A 23,600-nucleotide genomic window follows, 5' to 3' on the forward strand; every position below is an offset into this window, starting at 1 on the left:
CGGCAAACGTTTTCCTTGGCAAGCCCTGCCTGCGCCGCGCTGTGGGCATTGGCGGGCCGTATGGGCGGATAAGGGGGAAAGATGTGCTTTTTCAGAGGGTAGGGGTAATCTTTTGCGCACAAGCGCCGATAGACGCAGGCAAGACGTGTGATGCCCTAAAGGTGCTGGTATTAAAGGCTATCAGATATCCGACTGGACATTGTGCGACAATGTGACGTATTCATGACGCCACTGCGACGCCAGCTGAGCGGGCTGGCTTAGGTTCTACACTTCTCATGGCGGAGGCCGTATGCGTGGCGGGTGCGCCCCATGTGTGCTCCGGTTGTCAGGCAACCGCCCCACTCGAACATTTGGATAGGGTGCTTGATGCGACTGAATTTCAACAAGAAACTCATCTCCGGGATACTGCTTACGGTTGCCGTGCTTTTGGGCACGCAGGCGGCTGTGAATCTGTATCAATCCCAAAAGGCCCTCACCGCCTTCGGGCAGGAATTCCTCAAAAACACAACCACAGAGGTTGTCCACGCCGCGCGCATGCAGGACGAAAGCATGAATATGGCGCTGCGCAATGAGGTTGCGCGGTTTAGCCAGCAGGTGAAGGACAACATGGGGTTCTGGCTCTCCAAAAATGACGTGGAGACCATGAACGTCATCAATCAAAAGACGATGGATGCGGAGCGGGTGGATATTCCCTCCCTGCGTCTTTCCGACACCACCGTCCTGAACGACACCTCCATCGTGGACCGCATCCACGACATGTCGGGCTTTCATGCCACCATCTTTCAGGTGCTGCCCGGCAAGCTGGTCCGCGTAAGCACCAGCATCACCAAGGACGACGGCACCCGCGCCGTTGGCACCTACATCCCCGAAGACAGCCCCGTCTACCAAACGGTCATGAATGGCGAGACCTATTACGGCCGCGCCAGAGTGCTTGGTAAGGAGTACATTACCGCCTACGCCCCGGCCACGGACTACGGCGGCAATGTGGTGGCGGTGCTGTTTGTGGGGACGGAGATTATGTCGCCGCACATGCAGTCCATGCTGGGCGAGATTTCCGTCGCCGGGCGCGGCTACGCCTTTGTCAGCGATAGCAACGGCCACCTGCTGTACTGTCCCGAGGACCGCGAGCTCGACTTCTCCGGCAGCGGCAAGGATGTGTGGCGCGCTATCTCCTCCGCGCGCGACAGCATTGTGACCTTTACCAACAACGGCCGCGAGCGCGTTGGCTTTGTAAAGTATTTTGCCCCGTGGGATTGGCTGGTGGTCGTCTCCATCGCCAAGGATTCCATGATGCTGGGTATGGACCGCACGCTGATGCTGGTCAGCCTTGGCATGGTGGGCATCGGCCTTGTGGCTGCGGCGCTGTTTACCGTGCTGCTTCTGCGCCGGCTGCTGCGGCCTCTTGATGAACTGTCTTCCGTGACCCAGCGCATTGCCTCCGGCGACCTGAACGCGCGCTCCGAGTACGACGGCGACGACGCCATTGGCCGCACCGTCTCCTCCGTGAACGCTATGGTGCTGGAGCTGAAAAACAAGCTGGGCTTTGCCGAGGGCGTCCTCAAGGGCATCACCCTGCCGTGCTCCGTGGTCAGTGCGGAAAACGAAATGGTGTTCATCAACGACGAAAAGATACGCCTGATGGAATTCCCCGGAACGCCCGAAGACTACTACGGCAAAACCTCCGGCGAGTTCTTCTTCCACGACGCCGCGCGCGAAACCCTCGCCATGAAGAGCATGGACCAGGGCAAGCGCCTGAGCGCCGACATCCCCATGACCACCACCTCCGGGCGCGAGTTCCAGATTAACTCCACCTGCACGCCCATTCATGACCTTGACGGCAACCCCATTGGCGCCTTGGTCATCTGGTTCGACCTCACGGACATGAAGCGGCAGGAAGAGGAAATCCGCAAACAGCACGAGCGCATGGCCGAGGCCGCGCGCCTTGCCGACCGCGTGGCGGAGCAGGTGTCCTCGGCGTCCGAGGAGCTTGCCGCCCAGATTGACGAGTCCAATCAGGGCTCCGGCGAACAGCTGCGCCGCACTGCCGAAGCCGCCACCGCCATGGAGCAGATGAACGCCTCCGTGCTGGAAGTGGCGCGCAACGCTGGCAGCGCCGCCGAATTGGTGGACGGCGCACGCGGCAAGGCCGACGAGGGCGCGCACATCGTGTCCGAAATGGCCAGCATCATCGACGCCGTGGCCGAACGCTCCGAAAGCCTCAAGTCCATCATGGGCGAGCTGGGCGATCAGGCCGAAGGCATTGGCCGCATTATGGACGTTATCTCCGACATTGCGGACCAGACCAACCTGCTGGCGCTCAACGCCGCCATCGAGGCCGCCCGCGCGGGCGACGCCGGTCGCGGCTTTGCCGTTGTGGCCGATGAGGTCCGCAAGCTGGCGGAAAAGACCATGAGCGCCACGCGTGAGGTTGCGGTCTACATCGAAAGCATCCAGACCAGCGCCCGCCGCAGTCTGGAAAGCACCGAGGAGACCGTCTCCGCCGTGCAGGAAACCACAGAGCGCGCCGGGCAGTCTGGCCGCTCCCTGCAGGAAATCGTCAGCATGGTGCAGTCGGGCGCGGATCAGGTCCGGGCCATTGCCACGGCGGCGGAGGAGCAGTCATCAGCCAGTGAGCAGATCAACCGCTCCACCGAGGAAATCAACTCCATCGCCAGCGAAAATGCCGACGCCATGGCCCAGTCCACCGAGGCCGTGGCCGAACTGGCCCGCCTTGCCGTGGAGCTGAAAAACATCACGGCGGACATGCGCGAATAACCCACAGCGCGGCCAAAAGCCGCAGACGAAAAACTCCCGCGGCGGGGACGCATACGGTGCGTCCCCGCCGTTTTTTGTGGCCTCTCCCGGCTTCGGTGTCGCCTCCATGGGCCTGAAAAAACGGAAAGAGCCTTGACGATATCGCCTGTCTGGTCTTTCGTGGATGTATCGACATGCATGAACCTGAACACAGGAGCCTGACACATGGTCGAGAAGGTCGTCATCATGGGCGCGGCGGGCCGCGATTTCCACAATTTTAATGTCTATTTTCGGGATAATCCCCGCTATGAGGTTGTGGCCTTTACCGCCTCGCAGATTGAAGGCATCGAGAACAGAAGCTACCCGGTGGCACTCTGCGGGGCCGGGTACCCAGACGGCATCCCCATTTGCCACGAGGACGAACTGGAGCACATCGTCAGCGGCAACAAGGTGGACCTTGTCGCGTTTTCCTATTCCGACGTCCGGCACGAGGACGTGATGCACAAGGCGTCGTCCGTTATGGCGGGCGGCGCTGATTTTATGATGATAGGGGCGACGTATACCATGCTGGAGTCCTCCCGCCCGGTGGTGGCCGTCTGCGCTGTGCGCACGGGATGCGGCAAGTCGCAAACCACGCGCAAGGTGTGCGACATTCTGCGGGCAGAGGGAAAACGCGTGGTGGTTGTGCGCCACCCCATGCCCTACGGCGACCTGTCGCGGCAGGTGGTGCAGCGCTTTGCCACATTTGAAGACTTCACCGCCCATGAATGTACGGTGGAGGAGCGCGAGGAGTATGAACCGTTGGTGGAGCGCGGCCTTGTGGTCTACGCCGGGGTGGACTACGCGGCCATCCTGCGCGAGGCCGAAAAGGAGGCCGACGTCATCGTGTGGGACGGGGGGAATAACGACACCTCGTTCTTTAAGCCGACGGTGCAGATTACGGTTTTCGACCCCCACCGCGCCGGACACGAGTTGACCTACTTCCCCGGCGAAACAAATATGCTGATGGCGGACATTGCCGTGGTGAACAAGGTGGACACCGCGCCGCCCGAAGGTGTGGCCATGGTCCGCGAGAATATCGCCCGGCACAGCCCGCAGGCGCAGGTGGTGCTGGCCGAGTCTCCGGTGTCTGTGGCCGACCCGGCGGCCGTGCGCGGCAAGCGCGTCCTTGTGGTGGAGGATGGCCCAACCCTCACCCATGGCGAGATGGGCTTTGGCGCGGGCAGTGTGGCCGCGCGGGCGTACGGCGCGGCGGAGCTTGTGGACCCGCGTCCCTACGCGCAGGGCAGCATCCGCGAAGTGTTTGCCAAGTATCCGCAAGTGGGGCCGGTGCTCCCGGCCATGGGCTACAGCCAGCAGCAGTTGGCGGATCTGGAGGCCACTATCAACGCCGTGGACTGCGATATGGTCCTGCTTGGAACGCCAGCCAAGCTGACGGGATTCCTCTCCATCGACAAGCCCGCCCAGCGCGTGGTGTACGAATACGCCGACAGCGCCGAGGCGGCGCCAGAGGCCACACTTGATGGCGCCCTGCGCGCGGCCTTGCGCGGTAAGGGCGTGCTGTAGCGGGGCAGGAGTTTTTGAACGAATGACGGCGCACCGGCGGGAGCCAAGGGCGCCACCTGAGAAGACGTGAGAGACAAGCGGCGTCCGCTTCCCATAAGACGGGGAGGCGGACGCCGCAGTCATTTGGGGCCGAGCAGGCGGGGCCGGGGCTACTTTTCCAGCGGTGGCGGCCCTTGGCGGCACCAGTCGCGCAGGCCGCGTTCCGTGGTGACCAGGAAGTCCTGAACATTGGTGAGGATGGAGCGCGCGGACAGCGAACCACGGTTCGCCAGCTTGTTGATGACGAATTCACTCATGTCCACGGAGTAGAAGAAGACGGGGCGTACGCCGTGTGTGGTTACGGTGTAGGAGGGCGTCATGTTGCCCACGGCGATGGAGTGCAGCTGGGTTGCCATGGCAATGACCGTGGTGGCCTGCTGGACCAGAGCGCGCATGGCATCCTGCGCGGCGTAGCAGTCCGCCATGACTTCTGGCATGGGGCCGTCGTCGCGGATGGACCCGGCCAGCACGTAGGGGATGTTTTTTTCATGGATGGCGTGCATGACGCCATTTCGCACCAGCCCGGACTCTATGGCGGCGGGCATGGACCCGGCGCGGCGGACCTCGTTGAGGGTATCCAGATGGTGGTAGTGCCCAAGGGGCGCAGAGCGCTTGGAGTACAGCCCCTGTCCGAGGGCGGTGGTGTGTATGGCGGCCTCCATGTCGTGTGTGGCAAGGGCGTTGCCCGCAAGCAGGCCCTGGACATAGCCCTGCCGCACAAGACGGGCGAGGGCCTCGCGCGAGTCGTGGTCAAAAACCACAGCAGGGCCAAGCACCCACAGGATGAAACCGTTGTCCCGCTCGTATTGCAGCAGGGAGTACAGCTCGTCGTAGTCGATGGAGAAGGAGCTTTCGCGCGTCATGCGGGTGCGGAAGGCGAACTTTTCCGCGCCGCCGTCCACGGCGCCAAAGGGTTCCGTCTGCACGAAGATGCCGTCCTCGCCGTCCTCGCGCCTGCCAACGCACACAAGGTCGCCCGGGGCAAGGCGGCGCGGTTCCACAACGTGCAGTGTGTCGCCATCGCGCACCACCACGCAGTCCATGCGTGATTTTTCGGGCATGACCCACATGCCGCGCTCCAGCTGAAAGTACTCCGGATAGATGGACGTGGCGTGAAAGCTCTGCGGGGCTACGCCGGCGCTTTCCACAGGGACAAAACGGGCCAGCGGCGCGTCCGTGAGGGGCGGCTGTGTGAAATCCGGCTGCTTGTAGGGGGGAAGCGTGAAGGACATGCGGCCTCCTTATGGCTGTTGAAACCGGCACTCTGCGGGGCTGACCTCTTCTGCCTGCACGGCTCTCGCATCGTAGAGAGATGCGCTGGGGCGCGGGCATTTTGCGCCGTGCATCGGCCACTTTGGGCCAGCCCGTAGTGCTGGGCGGGGACGTCGCGTTGCCCGCACCTGCGAAACATTTCCCGCATTCATCACAACCATCCGATACAATGGACAAAAAGGCAAGACGGCAGGGCAGGGGCTATTTGCTTCAAGGCGGTATTTGCGGTAGCTCTCCCGCCCATGGCACAGGATCAATTTTGGAAAACGCACATTACGTCGGAGCTTTCGCGCCTGCGCGCGGCATCGCTCCTGCGCGAGATGCCGCCGGTAGACCACGGGGCGGAGCTGTACCTGACCTATGAAGGGGAACGGCTCCTGAACCTTGCCTCCAACAACTATCTGGGCCTGTCCGGCCACGCGGCCCTGCGCGACCACGCCGCCCGCGCGGCGCTGGAGGGCGGCGCGGGTAGTGGTGCCTCGCGCATTGTGACAGGGACGGACGTCGCCTACGACGCGTTGGAGCGCGAAGTGGCGGCCTTTAAGGGGACGCAGGCGGCCCTTGTGGTCGGTTCCGGCTATGCGGCGAATCTGTCCATTATGACGGCCCTTGCCGGGCGCACGGCCACTGTGTTCTCCGACAGGCTCAACCACGCCAGCATCATCGACGGCATCACCCTGTCCCGCGCGCGCCACGTCCGCTACCGGCATAACGACATGGACCACCTGCGCCGCCAGTTGGAGGCGCACGCAGACGCGGCGCAGAAGATTTTGGTGACGGACAGCGTGTTCAGCATGGATGGCGACTGCGCCGACCTTGAGAGCATTGTCCGCCTGTGCCGGGACCATGGCGCACTGCTGGTGGTAGACGAGGCCCACGCCACGGGCGTGTTGGGCGACGGCAAGGGGCTGAGCCACGCCCTTGGCTGCGCTGGCGAGGTGGACGTGCAGATGGGCACCTTTAGCAAGGCGCTTGGCTCCTACGGCGCGTACATCGCCGCGAATGAGGACATCATTGCCCTTATCCGCAACCGGGGGCGGTCCTTTGTGTTTTCGACCTCGTTGCCGCCCGGCGTGGTGGCCGCCAACCGCGCCGCCCTGCGCAGTGTCGCCACGGACACCGCTTTAGCGGGCCGCCTGACGGACCTGAGCCAGCGCCTGCGCGGGCATCTTGATGGGCTGGGCTTTGATACCGGCGGGTCCACCACCCAGATTATCCCGGTCATCCTTGGCGACAACGACGCCGCCATCGCGGCGCGCGAGTATCTGCGCCGCAAGGGGCTGTACGTTCCGGCCATCCGCCCGCCCACGGTACCGCAGGGCACGGCGCGTCTGCGCATTTCGCTGCGGGCGGACATTTCGGACAAGGTCATGGATGACATCTGCGCCGCGTTTACGGACCTTGCGCAGGAGCGTGGCGTATGCCGCGCGTAACGGTTGTGTCCGGCTGGGCCGGGCAGGCGGCGTTTTTCCCGGGGTTGACCGCGCAGGGCGAGCATGTTGCGCCCTTTGTGGACGCATCCCCCGGCGCGGTGCTGTCCCGGCTGACGGGCGGCGGCGTGCTGGTGGGGTGGTCCACGGGCGCGCATATCCTCCTAGGGGACCTTGCGCGGCTTTCTGGACTGTATGACTGCGTTGTGCTGGTTGCGCCCTTTGCGGCGTTTTCCCGCTGCGCTGAGGCCAACGTGCTGGAGACCATGACCGCCAACATGACCACGGCGGCCCAGCGTACGGTGCGCAGCTTTTACCGCAACTGCGGCATCCGCGGCGCGGCCACAGACTGGGTGCAGGGCGAGGCCCCGGCGTTGACTGAGGGGCTGCGATTTTTGGCGCGCTCTACGGTGGAGGCGATTCCCGCCGATGCGGCCCTGTCGAATGTGGTTCTCATCGGCGGCGCGGCGGACCGCATCGTCCCGCCTGCTGAGACGGAGCGCGTTGCCGCCATGGCGCCGGGGGCCAGCTTACAGCGCGTTGACGCAGGACATTTCATCACAGAGGAGGTCATTGCCGATGTCGTACTGCACACGGCAGGTTGCCGCCTCCTTTAGCAGGGCGGGGGCCACATATTCACGCGCGGCCCGCATTCAGCGCCGCGCGGCTTTTGACTGCGCGGACGCCGTGCCCCTTGGGCATTATCCGGTGACGGTGGAAATTGGCACCGGCTGCGGCGTGCTGACGGATTTTCTGCGCCCGCACGTCCTGTGGGACACGTACATTGGGTGCGACATCGCCCCCGGCATGCTTGCCGCCATGCACTGTCCGGGCGACGGCGAGCACCTTGTGGTTGCCGATGGCGAAGAGGTGCCGCTTTCTCCGGGACGGGCGGATTTGCTGGTGAGCGCCTCCACCATGCAGTGGTACCGCGACCCGGCGCGCTCCATCCCGGCGAATCTGCGCCTGCTGCGGCCGGGCGGGCGGTTTTCCTTTGTCATCTTTGTGGCGGGCACCCTTGCCGAGTTGGCGCAGGTCAGCCGCGAGACGGGCTTTGGGCATGTTGTCCCCATGCGCGACGCGCAGGAGTACGAATGGATAATCAGCGGCACGCCGGGCGTCACCTGCCAGACGCGGGTGTGGGACGCGCAGATGCGCTACCCCTCGGTGCGCGACTTTCTGCGCGAGCTGAAACGGACGGGCGTGACCGGGGCCGGAGCGGCGCGGGCGTTTTCCCGCTCGCGCTATACGGCGTTTTGCCGCCGGTACGAGGAGCTTTGCGGTGGCGGCACCGAGGTTGTGGCCTCGTGGCGGATGCTGTTTGTCAGCGGCGTGTTTGACGGCGCGCCACAGGGATAAAAAACGCGCGGCGCCATGAAGGATCGCCGCGCGCCGGAAGGTCTTTCTCTGTCTGCGTCCGGTTACGGAATGTACCGGGCGCAGGCGTTTTTGAGGCCCTGCGGGGAGAGATCATCAAGCATGGGCACCTGCGCCAGCACGGGCACGCGCCCAAAGTGGGCAATGGCGTCCGCATTGGCCGGGTGGGGCGGGCCGTTCATGATAACGCCCGCAACCTCGGCCCCGGCGGCGCGTAGGGCCGCCAGCGTCAGCAGGGTGTGGTTGATGGTGCCAAGGCCGGAGCGCGCCACCACGACCACGGGCAGGCCAAGACGCGTGATGAGGTCCAGCATCAGGGCTTCGGTATTCAGCGGCACCATCAGGCCGCCCGCGCCTTCTACGACCAGTGGCGCGTCCTGCGGCAGGGCGGGCAGGGTGATGGCGTCCAAATCAATGCGTACGCCGTCAATTGTTGCGGCCTCGTGTGGGGAGAGCGGCTCGGTCAGGCGGTAGGCCTCGGGCAGAAAGCGCTCCTGCGGCAGGCCGGTGAGTGCCCGCACGTCGCGGGTGTCCGAGTCCTCGTTGACGCCGCTTTGGATGGGCTTCCAATAGTGAGCATCCAGCGCAAGGGTCAGCAGGGCGCTGATGACGGTTTTGCCTGCGTCCGTGTCCGTTCCCGTGACGAAGAGCCGTTGGGGCAGAGTGCTCATGACAACAGCTCCGGGCGCGCCACGGCGTCCACAATGGCGGACGTTATCTGCGAGAGGTCGTCCCGCTCCATAACGTAGGGCGGCATCACGTACACAAGGCGGCCAAAGGGCCGTACCCACACGCCGCGCTCCACAAAGAAGCGCTGGAGCGCCGCCATATCCACGGGGCGGGTGGCCTCCACCACGCCAATGGCCCCAAGGGTGCGCACGTCGCGCACGGTGGGCAGGTCCGCGCAGGGGGCCAGCTCGCGCCGGAGTTGGTCGCCAATGGCGCTGACGGAGGCGGCCCAATCGTTTTCCACCAGCAGGTCAAGGCTGGCGCAGGCCACGGCGCAGGCCAGCGGATTGCCCATAAAGGTTGGCCCGTGCATAAGGACGGACAGTTCGCCGTCCGAGATGCCGTCAGCCACGCGGTCCGTGGCGAGGGTGGCGGCAAGGGTCATGGTGCCGCCGGTGAGCGCCTTGCCAAGGCACATGATGTCTGGGCTTATCCCTGCGTGCTCGCAGGCAAAGAGCTTGCCCGAGCGGCCAAAGCCCGTGGCTATTTCGTCCGCGATGAGCAAAATGCCCGTCCGGGTGCAGATTTCACGCACGCGGCGCAGGAACTCCGGCGAGTAGAACCGCATGCCGCCCGCGCCCTGAACGATGGGCTCCAGCACCACTGCCGCCAGCTCGCCCTCATGCGTGCGGACACACTGCTCAAAGGCGTCAAAGTGTTCGTCCTCCCACGGCTCGTCAAAGGCCGGAGTGGGGGCGGGGGCGAAGACGCTTTTGGCCAGCACGCCGGCGAACAGGCTGTGCATGCCGTTTTCCGGGTCGCATACGCTCATGGTGCGGAAGGTGTCGCCGTGGTAGCCGCCCCGCACCGTCAGCAGGCGGCAGCGGCCCGTTTCGCCCTTGGACAGCCAATACTGAAAGGCCATCTTGATGGCGACCTCCACGGACACGGAGCCGGAGTCGCTAAAGAACACGCGCTGGAGCGGCGCAGGCGTCATGTCCACAAGGCGGCGCGCCAGTTCCACTGCGGGGCGGTGGGTGATGCCGCCAAACATTACGTGAGACATGGTCTGCGCCTGCTGTGTGAGCGCCTTAACAAGCCGCGGGTGGGAATAGCCGTGAATGGCGGCCCACCACGAGCTCATGCCGTCGATGAGTTCGCGCCCGTCCTCCAGCGTCAGGCGGACGCCTTCGGCCCGCGCCACGGGGTAGACGGGCAGCGGGTTGTTCATGGACGTGTAGGGATGCCAAATGTGCTCCCTGTCAAATTTCACTATGTCGCTTGTCTGCATTGTTGCACTCCTTGGGGCCGCGTGGCCCGTAGGAGGTTGTGGGCGATGGCGGCAAGGATGTCAAACCCAGCCGGGCGGCCCAGTCCCCTGCGCGGGAGCGGAGAGTGCGATGCGTATCGTCATCATCGATAATCGGGACAGTTTTACGCGGAACTTGGAGCATCTTGTGGCGCAGGTGGCCCCAAGCCCGCCCGCCATCGTCCCCGTGGCGGAGATTGACGCTGTGAACCCGGCAGAGTGGGATATGGTGATACTATCCCCCGGACCGGGCGCGCCGGAGGAGTATCCCGGCTACGCGCGCATTGTGGACTCCGGCGTGCCCGTGCTGGGCGTGTGCCTAGGGATGCAGATTCTCAATGCGCACTTCGGCGGCGTGACCTCGCGCCTTGCGGGCTGCGTGCACGGGCGGCAGGACGTGATGCACTGGCGGCAGCGCCAGTGGACCGTGGCGCGCTATCATTCCCTGTATGTCTCCACAGTGGGGGCGGGGCTGGATGTCCTTGCGACCAACGCGCAGGGCGTGCCCTTTGTGCTGGCGCATCCTCAGCGGCCCCTTATCGGCTACCAGTTTCATCCCGAATCCTTTTTGACCGAAAATGGTGGAGCGTTCATCGATTATGCTTTCACGTATTGCGGACTCGCTTGACGGCGGGGGCTTTGCCGCGCTGGCCGCCGCCTGCGCCGCGCGGCCCGATGCCGACCTGTTTCTTTCCTGCGCCGGGGCGGATACGCCGGTCTGCCGTATTGGCGTAGCGCCAACCGGGGAGTGCGTGGTGCAGGAGCACACCCCGCGCGCCGACATTGCGGCGTTTCTCTTCGACACGCCGGGGACGGCGCTGGGGTGCTTGCCCTATGAGTACGGTCTTGCGCGTATGGGCATTGCCACGGACAAGGTGTCGCCCTGCCCGCCCGGACGCTTCCGCAAGTACCGCGCTATGCTGGTGTACGACATGGCCGCGCAGACGCTGGACGCCGAGGGCGACGCGGGCTTTGCGCGGCAGGTGGTGGACGGGGCGCGTCAGGCCCCGGTGGCAAGTGGGCAAACCTTTGCCGCCCAGCACACGCCCCTGCGCGAGAGTTTGGACCGCGAGGGCTATATGCGCGGCGTGGAAGAGGTGCTGGAGGCCATCCGCAGTGGGATGAGCTATCAGCTGTGCCTGTCGTCGGAGTATGCGGCGCACGTGCCGGGGCTGGACCCGGCGGCGCTGTTTATACGCCTGTGGCGTGAGGCTCCTGCGCCGTACTACGCGCTGTATCGCCTTGGGGCCGTGACGGTGATCAGTTCCTCGCCGGAGCGGTTTCTCAGTGTGCGGGCGGGGTGCGTGTTGTCCCAGCCCATCAAGGGCACCCTCGCCTTTGACACCTACACCCCGGACCTCGACGCCCGCGTGACCGAGTCCCCCAAGGAGAGCGCGGAGCTTTCCATGATTGTGGACCTCATCCGCAATGATATCTCCGCGCACTGCGAGTATGGCTCCGTGCGGGTGACGGGGCACAAGTCGACCTTTGTGGTGGAGAACCTCATCCAGATGTATAGCAATGTGACGGGACGCCTGCGGCAGAACAGCACCTGCTTGGACCTGCTGTTGGACGCCTTTCCCGGCGGGTCGGTTACCGGGTGCCCCAAACATTCGTCCATGCGCATCATTGAGGCGCTGGAGCCCCACGCCCGCGGCATGTACTGCGGCAGCCTTGTGGTGGTGCAGGATGAGCAGAACATGGAGTCGAACATAGCCATCCGCACGGCGACCTATGATGCGCGCGATGCGGTCTTTCGGTTTCATGCCGGAAGCGGTATCGTGATAGACTCAAAGCCGGAGGCCGAGCATACGGAAACGCTGGCCAAGGCATCAAAATTTTTCAGGATACTGGGATTATGATCTATTTTGACGGCGCACAGTTCACCAGCGGACGCATTGGCCTGAATGTAGACGGCCCGGCGTTTCGCTATGGGTTTTCGTTTTTTGAAACCATGCTCTGGAACGGCAGCGCCGTGTGCCGCTTTGACGAGCATATGCGGCGGCTATGGTCCAGCCTTAGCGCGTTTGGCGTGCCGTACGAGGTGTCGGACTGCCGGGTGCTCATTCAGGAGGTTGTCAGCCGCAACGGCCTTGAGGACCACTACGCGCGGGTGAACGTTGTTTATCCTGTGGACGCCTCGCCGTCGGCGCCAGCCAGCGGTCCGGCGCGCCCTGTGGTATGCGCCGCGCCGTATACGCCGCCAGCGCCCGGTGCATCCCGCACCCTTGGCGTGTGCCCGCGTCCGCTCCATTCGTGGCTAGGCGCGCACAAGTGCGGCAATTATTTGCCCTATCTGCTGGCGCGCCGCGCCGCCGTGCACGAGGGGCTGGACGATGCGGTGCTCTGTTCCCCGGACGGCAATGTGCTGGAGGCGGCAACCGCCGCGCTGGTGCTGCGCGCAGGGAACAAATACATCACCCCCGTGCCCGTGGACTGCGGCCAGCGCACGGCAGGTGTGCTGCCGTCCATCGCCCTTGCCGCAGCGCGCGAGGAACTGGCCATCACCCCGCAGCCCGTGGCGCTGGCCGAGCTTGGCGGGTTCGAGAGTGCGTACGTGCTCAACTCCCTCATTGGCATGGTGCCCGTTGCCGCCATTGGTGATGTGCTGTTTGACGAGAACGCCGCCCCCTGCGCCAAGGTGCGCGCCGCCGTATGGCGCGCGGATGCGTCAGGACCCGTGGGTGAAGGGAATTCCTCAGCGATTTCTGACTGATGGATTTGGCTTTTGCCGCGCTGACGGCTACCATGGGGCCGAAACTGGACGTCCGTAGAAGGGCCCTGCGCCGCAGTGCCCCCCTCGGCGCGCCATCATCGGCGCAGGCCGTTATCCGTAAGGAGAAGAACGCGTAATGCAGTCGTGGAAGCGCATGACATATAGAGGAAGGACCGCCGTGGTCCTCGCCGCCGTGCTGGTGGTGTATACCCTGCTGGGATTTTTCGTTGCGCCGCGCATAGCTCGGACGCAGCTTGAGGCGCGCTTGCCGGAGCTGTTGTCGCGGCCCGTGACGGTGCGTGACGTCTCGTTCAATCCACTGACGTTGGCCGTTACCGTGGACGGAGTGGAGGTCCGCGAGCCGGACGGGGACGGGGTGTTTGTCTCCTTTGAGCGGCTGAGCGTGAATGCGGAGTGGATTTCCCTGCCGCGCTTGACGCTGGTTTTGGATAGCATCCAGCTGGATGCGCCCTTCGTGCATGCGTGCCTTGCGGGTGACAAGAGCAATTTTTCCGACCTGCTGGAGCAGGGCGGCGCAGAGGATGACAGCGCGCCGGACACTGGCGGCGGGGCGGGCTTTCCGCTGCCGCTGGTGGTGCGCTCCGTGGCGCTGACGGATGGCACCGTGGTGGTGGACGACGCCCTGCGCGGCAAAACCCACCGCGTTGAACATCTGAACCTGTCCGTGCCGCTGACGTCCAGCCTGCCCAAGGATAGGCAGCACTTTATCCGGCCAGAACTCAGCGCCACCATCAATGGCAAGCCCCTGACCATGACGGGCGGAACGCGCCCCTTTGCCGAGGACGTCAGCTCGCGTTTGGTCTTTTCCGTTACCGGCGCAGAACTGCCCTATTATTGGGAGTACGTCCCGGTGCAGACCCCGGTCACGCTGCTGCGTGGCACGGCGGATTGCCGCATTGCTGTGGACTTCGTCCTCGATGAAGACGGCGCGCCGGAATACACCGTCAGCGGTGATGTTTCCCTTGATGACGTCTCCCTTGTGCTCCCCGAAGGGGCCGAGGCGTCCGCGTCCCCGCGCGAGGTGCTGGGGCTGGATGCGCTGCGCGTGCGGCTGGATGAATTTAACCCCCAGCGTGAGCTTTTGGCCTTTGGCGCATGCTCCCTCACGGGGCTGCGGGCGGACGTGGTGCGCCGCGCGGATGGAACGCTGGAAGCGCAGGACTGGCTGCCCGGTGCGGCGTCTGTTGACGCCCCGGCGGAACCCGCGCAGCAGCGCGCCGCCGTGGAGCCGTCCGCCCCCTCGTCCGATGAGGCGAGTGCAGAGGCCGTTACTCCGTCCGAGGCTCCCGCGCCCGAAGCCTCCGCAGATGACAAGACCTCGGCCACGCCTGCGGTAGCAGACGGCACTGCAGAGAAGGGCGTGGAGGTAGACGTCAACGAGGGCGCCGAAGCCCCGGCGGTTCCTGCTCCGGTGGCGGACGCCGCTGTGGCGGAAGAGACTTTAGATGATGAGGGCGAGAGCGCAGCCCCTGCGGCGTCCCTTGATTTGCCCCTGCGCATTCAGTTGACGCGGCTGCTTCTGTCCGGGGCGTCCATACGCTACACGGACCACGCCCTTGGCGGCTTTGCCAAGACGATTGGTCCCCTTGGGATTGATATTGCGGATGTGGACACCGCGCCGGACCATGAGGCCACATTCAGCGTGACCTGTGGCCCGGAGGACGGCGAGCGCCTCGACATCGCCGGAACCATGACCCCGGCCAGCCTTGCGCACAACGGGACGCTGACCCTGCGCGGGCTGGACGTGATCACCTATGCCCCGCTGTACGCGGACGCCGCGCCTGTGGATGTGGCGTCTGGCGTGGTTGATGTGTCCCTTGCGTGGGCAGGGGACGGCAACCCGGACCACCTGACGCTGAGTGATGTGGCGACCTCGGTGCGCACTCTGGCGCTGAGCGTGCCTGAAAGCGGCGAGCCGCTGGTTTCCCTGCCGGAACTCACCGTTACAGGCACCAGTGTGGATGTTGGCCGGCGCGATGTGCATGTTTCGGATGTGACGGTGAAGGGGCTTGAAACGTATCTTCGCCGCGACGCCGATGGACTGGAGGTACAGCGCCTGCTGAGCGCCGGGGCCCCGCCGCAGGAGGGCGCCGCCTCTGTCAGGGATGCTGGCGCAGAGGATGAGCCCCGCGACGACGCGGCTTCTTCCGCCACACAGCCTTCCGCGCCGCAAACCCCGCAGACGGCAACCATGCCGTGGACTGTGGGCATTGACCGTGTGGCGCTGGAGGACGGCGCAGTACACCTGCACGACACCGCCCCGGCGGAGGCCGTGGAGGTCACGGTGTCCGGCATGGACATCACCGTGCGCGGCGCGTCTTCACATGTTGAAGAGCCTGTGGAGGTGGCCTTTGCCGCCACCACGTGGCGCGAAGGCCGGGTGAATCTCACTGGCAAAGGAACCCTCGCACCCCTGGACCTCTCCGGCAAAGTGGACCTTGCGGGTGTGACGCTTGAGCCCCTTGGCGGTTATCTGCGGGATGTGATGGACGGCGACCTTGCGCAGGGGCGGGTTGATGTGTCCGGTGCGTGGGCCCTCAGCGGCGATGCTGCGCCCGGCGTACGTTATGACGGCGCTGTGCGCGTGTCGGACGTGGTGCTGCGCGATGGCGCTTCCGGCAAGAAGGTCGCCGGACTCAAACGCTTTGCCGTGGATGGACTGTCCCTGACCACCGCGCCCTTTGGCGTTGCCGTGGACGCCGTAACGCTGGAGGCCCCAACGGCGGACCTTGTCCGCGAGGCCGACGGCAGAATGAATATTGCCCGGATGCTCGGCCAGCCCGCGCCCGAGGAAGAGGCACCAGACTCGGAAGCTGGCGCCGTTGCAGAAGCTGGCTCCGCAGGAACCCCGGACGCTGACGTGGTGGCCGAGGCGCTGCCGGAAGAGGCACCAGAAGGCGCATCCGCCGAGCTTCCTGAGGAGAGCGTTGCCGACGCCGCATCCAGCGCCGCAGCGCCGCCCCTCATGCGGGTGGACCGGTTGACGCTGACGGGTGGCGGCGTGAGCTTTCATGACGAGACGACTTCGCCAGCCTTTGCCACCTCTGTGGGCGATGTTTCCTGTCAGGTGACGGGCTTTTCCCGCAAGGAGGGGGCCTCGGCCGATGTGTCCCTCAATGCCACCGTTGACGGGTACGCCCCGGTGACGCTGACTGGCTCCATTGTCCCCTTTGGGCAGGAGTTGGACACCAATCTTGTGCTGCATCTGGACAACGCTGGGCTGTCCGGCCTGTCGCCCTACACGGTGCGCTACATTGCCTACCCCTTGAGTACGGGCAAGCTCTTTGCCACGTTGGAGACGCATATTCGGGGCATGGAGATTGCCGTGGATAATCAGATTCGGCTGGCGAATCTGACGGTGGGGGAGCGGGTGGACAATCCGGACGCGCCGAACCTGCCCATAGGGCTTGCGCTGTCGCTGCTGCGTGATGCGCAGGGGAATATTGATCTGGACATCCCGGTGCGCGGGCGGCTGGACGACCCGGAATTCCGCCTTGGCAAGGTGGTGATGAAGGCCATCGTCAACCTGTTCATCAAGGTCGTCGCCTCGCCCTTTACGCTGATTGGCAACATGTTTGGCGGCGGCGAGGATGTGAATCTGATCGCCTTTGAGCCGGGTTCCGTGTTGCTGACGCCGCGCGCCGTAGCCAAGCTGGACGCCGTGGCCGAGGCCATGAACAAACGTCCCGGCCTGACCCTGGAGGTCAGCGGCGCAAGCGACGCGGACGTGGACGCCCCGGCCCTTGCCGAGCGTGTGCTGGCCGACGCCGTGCGCCTGCAAAAGTATATTGATCTGGAAAAGGCGGGCAACGCACCGCGCACCGTGGCCGAAGTGCAGGTGACCGAGGAGGAATATCCCCAGTACCTGCGCCGCGCCTACGAGGCTGCGTCCTTTGCCGAGGAGAAGCTGTTCGGCGGCCTGTGGGATCCGTCCGTGGAGGACATGGAAGAGGAGTTCCGCGAAAGCGTGGCCACGGACGCCGAAGCCGTGCGCGAACTCACCCAGCGCCGCGCCCGCTCTGTCCGGGCCTATCTGCTGGACACGGGCGGCGTGCCGCCGGAGCGCGTCTTCCTCAAGGAGGGTGAAGAGACCGCCGCACCCAAGGACGCCCCGGTGTCCGGCGGGCTTGTTATCCTTGGCCTGCGGTAAGGCGCGCAGGCGACCCTGCCTACACAGGAGAAAATGCCAAAGAAACAGGGCGGAGGGGATGTTCCCTTCCGCCCTGTTTTGCGTGTGGGGGCCGGAGTGCGGGGTTAGCTGTTTTGCATATCGTCGATGATTTGCTTCAGCTTTGACGCCTGCTCGGCAAGGTCGTTCACCGCGGCGTTGGACTGGGTCATGGCCTCGGCGGTTTCGGCGGCGATGGAGTTGATTTCATCCGCCGCACGGGTGATTTCCTCCGATGTTGCGGACTGCTGCTCTGCCGCCGTGGCGATGTTGGAAATCTGCTCCGTGGTGGTTTGCACCAGATTGACGATTTCCTTGAGCGTGTCCCCGGCCTTGTTGACCAGCTCCGTGCTTGTGTCCACAAGGCTCGCGGCTTCGTCCATATCCTGCAGGCTGGAGCGGGTGCCGTTTTGGATGGTGGAAATGGCGTCGCCTACTTCCTTGGTGGCGCTCATGGTCTTTTCCGCCAGCTTGCGCACCTCGTCCGCGACCACGGCGAATCCTCGCCCAGCTTCGCCAGCGCGGGCGGCCTCGATGGCCGCGTTGAGGGCGAGGAGGTTGGTCTGGTCCGCAATGTCGGTGATGACGTTCATCACCTCGCCAATGCCTTCGGCATGGGTGCCGAGTTCGGCCATGCTTTCCTTGAGGCGCAGGCTCTTGGTCTGCACCTGATTGATGGAGGTCACCACCTGCTGCATCAACTCGCCGCCCTCGGCCGCGCGGACTTTGGTATTGTTTGCGGTTTCTGCGGCTGTTCCGGCGTTTCGGGCCACTTCCATGATGGTGGAGTTCATTTCCTCCATGGCTGTGGCGGTTTCGCTGGTGCGCTCGCGTTGCAGGTCCGAACCACGGGTGGACTGCTCCACCTGCGCGGACAGTTCTTCCGCCGCGGCGGTAACCATCTCCGAAACCTGATTGGCGCGGTCCGCCGCGGAGCTGATCTGGTCGTGCTGGCGGAGGACCTTTTGTTCCTGCGCGCGGATTTCCGTCAGGTCGTACCAGATGACCAGCGAGCCGATAAGGTCGTTGTCGAGGTCATAGATGGGCGTGCAGGTGGCATTGATGAGGAACTGCTTGCCGGACGTACTGGAAATGGAGAGCTCCTCTTCCAGCTTGGTGCCTTCGGAAATGGAGCGCATGGCAAGTGTCGTTTTGTCCCGGTCGCCAAAGTAGACCTCGCCGGAAGTCTGGCCGAGGTAGTCGTCCTCGCTGCCTTTGCGGTCCAGCAGTTCCAGCTTTTGTTTGTTGATGAAGGCGATGGTGTTGTCCTTGTTGAGGACGGAGCAGGGCAGGGTGATGCCGTTGAGGACGCCCTGCGCAAAGCCTAGCTTGTTTTTGAGCTCCGCCACCATGGACTTGATGTCGGTGGCAAGGAGGGCCATCTCGCTATAGAATTCGCCCTTGAGTGTTTCGTGCAGGTTGCCGCTGGCGACGGTGTTGGCAAAGCGCTGGATGGCAAGGATGGGGCTGAGAATGACGCGGGAGAAGAACATCGCCACCAGCGTGACGATAATGGCCACCACCACGGCAATGGCGGTGATTTCAAGTTGGAGCATGCGGACGGGCTTCATGACTTCGGCAAGGTCAATCTCCGCCATGAGGGCCCAGCGCTCGCGGCTAAAGGAGATGGGCGTCCACGCGGACAGCACGGGATTGCCGTTGTAGTCGGTGATGATGCGTGCGTCGGTGTCGCCGTTCAGGGCCTCTCGGACGGCCTCGGTGTCCACGCCGTTCGCTTTGATGGTTCCGGCAAAGGAGGCTTTGACGGAGTGGTTTTTGGGGTCGAGGAAGGAGTCTGACCGCATGCGTTTGTCTGAGCCGACAATGTAGGTCTCGCCGGTTTCCCCAAGGCCGGTGCGCTCCTGCATAACGTTGTTGATGGCGGTGATGGAGAGTTGCAGCGCCAAGACACCGATGATTTCACCGTCATTTCGGGTGATGGGGGCGCCCACAAATCCTGCGGGTTCGCCCGCGCTGGGCGCGTAGGGCGCGAAGTCCTGATACCGCACCGTGTTTGTTTCCGTCACCTTTCGCCACAGCTTGCCAAGGCCGGAATCGCGCAGGGGACCGTGCTTGAGGTTCGCGCCAAGGTCATTTTCCTTAACGGCGGTAAACAGCACATGTCCGCGGTCTGCGTCGATGACGAACACGTCGTAGTAGCCGTATTTTTGGATGTAGTTGTTAAAGAAGCCCTCGTAGATTTTCCAGATTGTCTGGTACTCCGGCGCGGCGACATCCATAGGGCCTTTGGGATCCTGCACCGTTCCCATGGAGTAGTTGTGCAGAATGCTGAAGACCTCGGCGACGTTGCGGGTGTTGGAGAGGATTTCCGCATCCACACCACGCTGCGTGAAGTAGCCCTCAATCTGGTTTTTCTTAATCTGCGCTATGGCGGAGAGTTGATTGTACGAACTCCGCATCAGCGCGTCCTCGGCGAGGTTGCTGTTCATGACGCCTAAGAGGATGAGCGGCAAAAGGCTCGACGCGATCAGAAGCGAAATAAGCTTTGCCCTGAGCGTCATATTCCGAAGAAAATTCATATTCCGGCCCCCCGGTGAAGTGGTTGCATACTCGTATCGAGTGTACGATATATGGGCGGTTGTGGTGAAGGGGGCAGGCAGGAAATGTGTTTCTCTGTAGCCATATGCGGGGAGCGGCGGGGCGTTGCGGCGGAAGTCCGGCAAAGGATTCAGGGGCCTAGGGCGTGGATACCATACCCGCGACATCGGAATTTTTTTGGAAAGGATGGGCAAGGGCTCGCAGTGAGCCAGAGAGGATGGCCCGCGTGAAGTCTCGGCCAAAAAAGCGCCCCCGGACGGCTGTCCGGGGGCGCTGTGGTTAAGCGGGAATGGCGCGGCGGCGCTTAGATTTCGAAGAGCATTTCGAGGTCGTCGCGGGTGAGGGACTTCCAGGAGTCCTTGCCCGGGATGATGGCGTCCGCGATGCCGCGCTTTTGGTCCTGAAGCATCAGGATCTTTTCTTCCACCGTGTTCTGGCAGATCATCTTGTACGAGAAGACCTGACGCGTCTGGCCGATGCGGTGGGTACGGTCTGTTGCCTGCGCTTCCACGGCGGGGTTCCACCACGGGTCGTAGTGGATGACGTAGTCCGCGGAGGTCAGGTTCAGGCCGGTGCCGCCCGCCTTCAGCGAGATGAGGAAGATGGGGATTTCCGGCGAATTGTTGAATCGGTCCACCTGCTCAAAGCGGTCCTTGCTGGAGCCGTCGAGGTAGCAGAAGGGCATGTCGTTAATCTGCAACCACGAGCGGATAATCTGGAGCATCTGCACGAACTGCGAGAACACAAGCACCTTGTGGCCTTCCTCGATGATGTCCGTGACCATATCCTTGAAGGCGTCGAACTTGCCGGAGGGCAGGTTGGTGGAGACGCCGGGGATGTCCAGCTTGAGCAGGCGCGGGTGGCAGCAGATTTGGCGCAGCTTGAGCAGTGCGTCCAGGATGGACATCTGGCTTTTGGCGATGCCCTTTTCGTCCACGTCCGCCATGACCTGCTCCTTGAGCCGTTTGGCAAGGGAGGCGTACAGCTCCAGCTGTTCATCCGCCAGCGCGCAGTATTGCACGTTTTCGATCTTGGGCGGCAGGTCCTTGGCCACGGCGCTCTTGGTGCGGCGCAGAATAAAGGGCTTCACGCGGGTGCGCAGGTATTCCAGCGTTTCTTCGTCACCGTCCTTAATGGGCTTGACGATGCCGCGCTGGAAGGAGTGCTGCGAGCCAAGGAATCCGGGCATCAGAAACTCGAACAGCGACCACAGCTCAAAGAGATTGTTCTCAATGGGCGTGCCGGACAGGCACACGCGCAGTTCGGAATCAATCTTGCGCACGGAGCGGGCCGTGATGGTGTTCGGGTTTTTGATGTTCTGCGCTTCGTCAAGGACGAGGGCGTTGAACTCGAATTTTTGCAGTTCCTCAAGGTCGCGGCGCAGCAGGGCGTAGGTGGTCAGCACAAGGTCGGACTCCCCAATCTTTTTGAAAAGATGGTCGCGCCGTGCGCCGTAGATGACCAGCCGCCGCAGCATGGGAACGAATTTCTCGGCCTCTCGTTCCCAGTTGGGCAGAACCGAGGTCGGCACCACGATGAGGTTTGGCTTGTCGTTGCCCTTCTCAATGAGATGCAGCAAAAACGACAGCGTCTGGATGGTTTTACCAAGGCCCATTTCGTCCGCAAGAATGCCGCCGAAGCCGTACTCCTTGAGGAAGTTCATAAACGACAGGCCTTGCTCCTGATAGGGGCGCAGCGTGGCGTTGAGGCTCTGGGGCTGCGTGATGGGGGTAATGCGCTCGAAGCTGTGGATTTTTTCCTTCAGGTTGTCCCAGAAGGTGTCGGTAACGGCTTCGGGCAGGTCCTCCAGAATGCGGTCCAGCACCGGGGCTTCGTATTGCTCGAACTGCTTCTTGGGCGGCTCGTCGGGGTTGAGGCCCATGGCCTTGAGCTTGTGCCCCAGCTTTTCCAGCCATGTTTCGGGCAGGCTGGTGTAGGTGCCGTCCTTGAGCTGTACGTAGCGTTTGCCGCTGGTCCATGCTTCCCAAATCTTGTCGATGGGCACGCGCTGGCCGTCGTAGTCCACCTCCAGGTCGAGGGTGAACCATTTTGCATCCTCGTCCTCTTTTTCCTCGTCGCCGCTTTTGACTTCCGCCACGACGGTTGGGGAGGTGAGGCGCACTTTGTAGCGGGCCAGATTCTTTTCACCGAACACGCGGTACTTTTCGATGAGCGACGGGTACGAGTCCAGCAGGAAGGTGATGGCCTCTTCCGGTTCCAGGAACCAGTTGTCGTTGTCGCGCGGCTGAAAGCCCATATCGATGAGGGTGGAGGTCAGCTCGGCTTCTTTGTCCTGCTGGCGCAGAATGAGGTACGACTTGCCGCCGTAGGCGTAGCTGCCGGTTTGCAGGTCCGGATTCGGGCCGGGCAGGGCGGCTTCGCCGTGTTCCGTCTCGTAGGCGTTGTGCACGCGCAGGGTCAGCAGGCTGCCCTCTTCATCAAGGAACAGCTTGGGCGCGTACTCCGCAGGCACGAAGAAGGGCTTCATCTTTTCGATGAATTTGTCCTGCCCGTGCAGGTCCGAGGCGGGGAGCTTGGTCCACACCCTGTCGAGGAATTCCGAGATGTCGTTGTTGGAAATCATCGGCGGGGTTGCGGTCATCTCGTGGATGAGCGCGGGCGACAGGCTGGTCTGCACCGGGTAGAAGCCCAGCTTGTGGAACACCCAGATGGGCAGCTGGCCGTAGAAGTAGACCTCTTCGCCTTTGATGGAGAAGGGGACCTTGCCTTCATGGTCCAGCAGCACGTCAAAGGTAACGCCGTCCTCGGAGATGATGGGCGAGACCTTGAGGCGCATGGTTTTGGGCTCGATGCGGACGGGCTGTTCGGTGTCCTTCCAGAACAGGTAGTATTCGTTCTGGATGGCCCAGAAGAACCACGAGATAAGCCCCTCGGGGATGTCCACGCGGTGTCCGGCGTAGTCGAGGTAACGGCTGATTTGCTCGGCCACCTGCGGCAGCCGGGGCGAAAGCTCGGCCCATTCCTCGTTGCGGATGATTTGTTCAAGGGTGACTTCGTTCTGCACCGTGGACAGGCCGGATTTATTCTGGCGCGCACGGAAGAACGCTACCTGAAGCCTGCCCGGCTCCGGGTAGAAGCGAAAGATGAGGTAGTGCCGTCCGGCCTCGGGCTCCGGCTCCGTGGCGAAGTAGGACCGAAAGGTCTGCCGCCAGTCGGAGTGGACGGGTTCGTGTTCATCCTCGTTTTTGACCTCGAAGGTCTGAAACAGCTTGAGGGCGGTCGCGGCGACATGTTTGCATACGCCGGAGAAGGACTCCGGGCAGTTGCAGTAGAAGTTGATGGTCCCTTCATTAAGATTCAGGCCCAGCTCGGCGCTGTAGGCCTGAAAATCATCGCCTTCAATCTGGCCCTCCACATCCCAGTAGCCCTCCCGCTTATTGAGAGAGAGCTTCTGGACCCCATTCTCGGCCAGAATCTGCTTCGCCCCGTCTACGATATACTCGGGGACTGTAAAATTTGTGAATTCCTGAAGAAGGCTCTCTACAACCTTCTCGTCAGCAGTATCCATAATAACGATAGCCTCTCACTTCTCACTGGGATTTGAATCGCCGGGTTTATGCCGCATAGTGCTCGCTCGTTGTGCAGACCCGATGAGACTGGCCGATTATATCCATATGCGCTAGATTTTCAAGAGTCCCTTGGCATTTGGGGAACTCTCATTCATACTCGCGGACCCGGGTGCGTACACGCCGCAGTACA

General features: G+C 63.3%; 14 protein-coding genes. 9 read left to right on the plus strand and 5 right to left on the minus strand.

Features of this window, described 5'->3' with window-relative positions:
• The first annotated feature begins 366 nt into the window (after positions 1-366).
• Positions 367-2,775 (plus strand): methyl-accepting chemotaxis protein, encoded by a 2,409-nt coding sequence (locus ACYQ2T_RS06020; protein WP_459899261.1) that lies wholly within the window; start codon positions 367-369, stop codon positions 2,773-2,775.
• Positions 2,776-2,979: 204 nt separating this feature from the next.
• Positions 2,980-4,320 (plus strand): cyclic 2,3-diphosphoglycerate synthase, encoded by a 1,341-nt coding sequence (locus ACYQ2T_RS06025; protein ID WP_459899262.1) that lies wholly within the window; start codon positions 2,980-2,982, stop codon positions 4,318-4,320.
• Positions 4,321-4,469: 149 nt separating this feature from the next.
• Here ACYQ2T_RS06025 and ACYQ2T_RS06030 read toward each other — a convergent pair whose 3' ends face one another.
• Positions 4,470-5,591 (minus strand): putative NPN-dependent ornithine cyclodeaminase, encoded by a 1,122-nt coding sequence (locus ACYQ2T_RS06030; protein WP_459899264.1) that lies wholly within the window; start codon positions 5,589-5,591, stop codon positions 4,470-4,472.
• 282 nt (positions 5,592-5,873) lie between these two features.
• Here ACYQ2T_RS06030 and bioF point away from each other — a divergent pair, with 282 nt between their 5' ends.
• Genes bioF through ACYQ2T_RS06045 form a run of 3 tightly spaced genes read left to right on the plus strand, consistent with a single transcriptional unit; the run spans position 5,874 to position 8,420 of the window.
• Positions 5,874-7,064: an 8-amino-7-oxononanoate synthase gene (gene bioF / locus ACYQ2T_RS06035; protein WP_459899266.1), complete on the plus strand. Its 1,191-nt coding sequence runs from the start codon at positions 5,874-5,876 to the stop codon at positions 7,062-7,064.
• Positions 7,052-7,678 (plus strand): alpha/beta fold hydrolase, encoded by a 627-nt coding sequence (locus ACYQ2T_RS06040; RefSeq protein ID WP_459899268.1) that lies wholly within the window; start codon positions 7,052-7,054, stop codon positions 7,676-7,678. Before bioF ends, ACYQ2T_RS06040 begins: the two co-directional genes overlap by 13 nt.
• Positions 7,641-8,420, plus strand: a complete 780-nt coding sequence (locus ACYQ2T_RS06045; protein ID WP_459899270.1) for a methyltransferase domain-containing protein — start codon at positions 7,641-7,643, stop codon at positions 8,418-8,420. The genes ACYQ2T_RS06040 and ACYQ2T_RS06045 overlap by 38 nt, the downstream gene beginning before the upstream one ends.
• Before the next feature lie 62 nt (positions 8,421-8,482).
• Here the strand turns inward: ACYQ2T_RS06045 and bioD are convergent, their stop codons facing one another.
• Together bioD and bioA are read right to left on the minus strand one after the other, a co-directional pair.
• Positions 8,483-9,109 carry a dethiobiotin synthase gene (bioD, locus tag ACYQ2T_RS06050; protein ID WP_459899272.1) on the minus strand — a complete coding sequence of 209 codons (627 nt, stop codon included), beginning with the start codon at positions 9,107-9,109 and terminating at the stop codon, positions 8,483-8,485.
• The gene (bioA, locus tag ACYQ2T_RS06055; RefSeq protein ID WP_459899274.1) at positions 9,106-10,398 is read right to left on the minus strand and encodes an adenosylmethionine--8-amino-7-oxononanoate transaminase; all 1,293 of its coding nucleotides are present in this window, start codon (positions 10,396-10,398) and stop codon (positions 9,106-9,108) included. Before bioA ends, bioD begins: the two co-directional genes overlap by 4 nt.
• 109 nt (positions 10,399-10,507) lie before the next feature.
• Between bioA and ACYQ2T_RS06060 the strand changes: the two genes are divergently transcribed.
• The 4 genes from ACYQ2T_RS06060 to ACYQ2T_RS06075 all read left to right on the plus strand — a co-directional run bounded on the left by ACYQ2T_RS06060 (position 10,508) and on the right by ACYQ2T_RS06075 (position 17,303).
• On the plus strand, positions 10,508-11,044 hold the full coding sequence (locus ACYQ2T_RS06060) for an aminodeoxychorismate/anthranilate synthase component II (RefSeq protein ID WP_459899276.1): 537 nt from the start codon (positions 10,508-10,510) through the stop codon (positions 11,042-11,044).
• Positions 11,016-12,278: a chorismate-binding protein gene (locus ACYQ2T_RS06065; protein WP_459899278.1), complete on the plus strand. Its 1,263-nt coding sequence runs from the start codon at positions 11,016-11,018 to the stop codon at positions 12,276-12,278. The genes ACYQ2T_RS06060 and ACYQ2T_RS06065 overlap by 29 nt, the downstream gene beginning before the upstream one ends.
• Complete coding sequence (locus ACYQ2T_RS06070; protein ID WP_459899280.1) at positions 12,275-13,132, plus strand: aminotransferase class IV; 858 nt, start codon at positions 12,275-12,277, stop codon at positions 13,130-13,132. The genes ACYQ2T_RS06065 and ACYQ2T_RS06070 overlap by 4 nt, the downstream gene beginning before the upstream one ends.
• Before the next feature lie 136 nt (positions 13,133-13,268).
• The gene (locus tag ACYQ2T_RS06075) at positions 13,269-17,303 is read left to right on the plus strand and encodes a DUF748 domain-containing protein (protein WP_459899282.1); all 4,035 of its coding nucleotides are present in this window, start codon (positions 13,269-13,271) and stop codon (positions 17,301-17,303) included.
• A 104-nt stretch (positions 17,304-17,407) separates the two neighbouring features.
• On the opposite strand, the gene ACYQ2T_RS06080 is transcribed toward ACYQ2T_RS06075, so the two are convergent.
• Positions 17,408-19,861 carry a methyl-accepting chemotaxis protein gene (locus tag ACYQ2T_RS06080; RefSeq protein WP_459899284.1) on the minus strand — a complete coding sequence of 818 codons (2,454 nt, stop codon included), beginning with the start codon at positions 19,859-19,861 and terminating at the stop codon, positions 17,408-17,410.
• A 323-nt stretch (positions 19,862-20,184) separates the two neighbouring features.
• Positions 20,185-23,409, minus strand: a complete 3,225-nt coding sequence (locus ACYQ2T_RS06085) for an SNF2-related protein (protein WP_459899286.1) — start codon at positions 23,407-23,409, stop codon at positions 20,185-20,187.
• Between the last annotated feature and the right edge of the window lie 191 nt (positions 23,410-23,600).

It is taken from the genome of Desulfobaculum senezii (genome assembly GCF_054657395.1).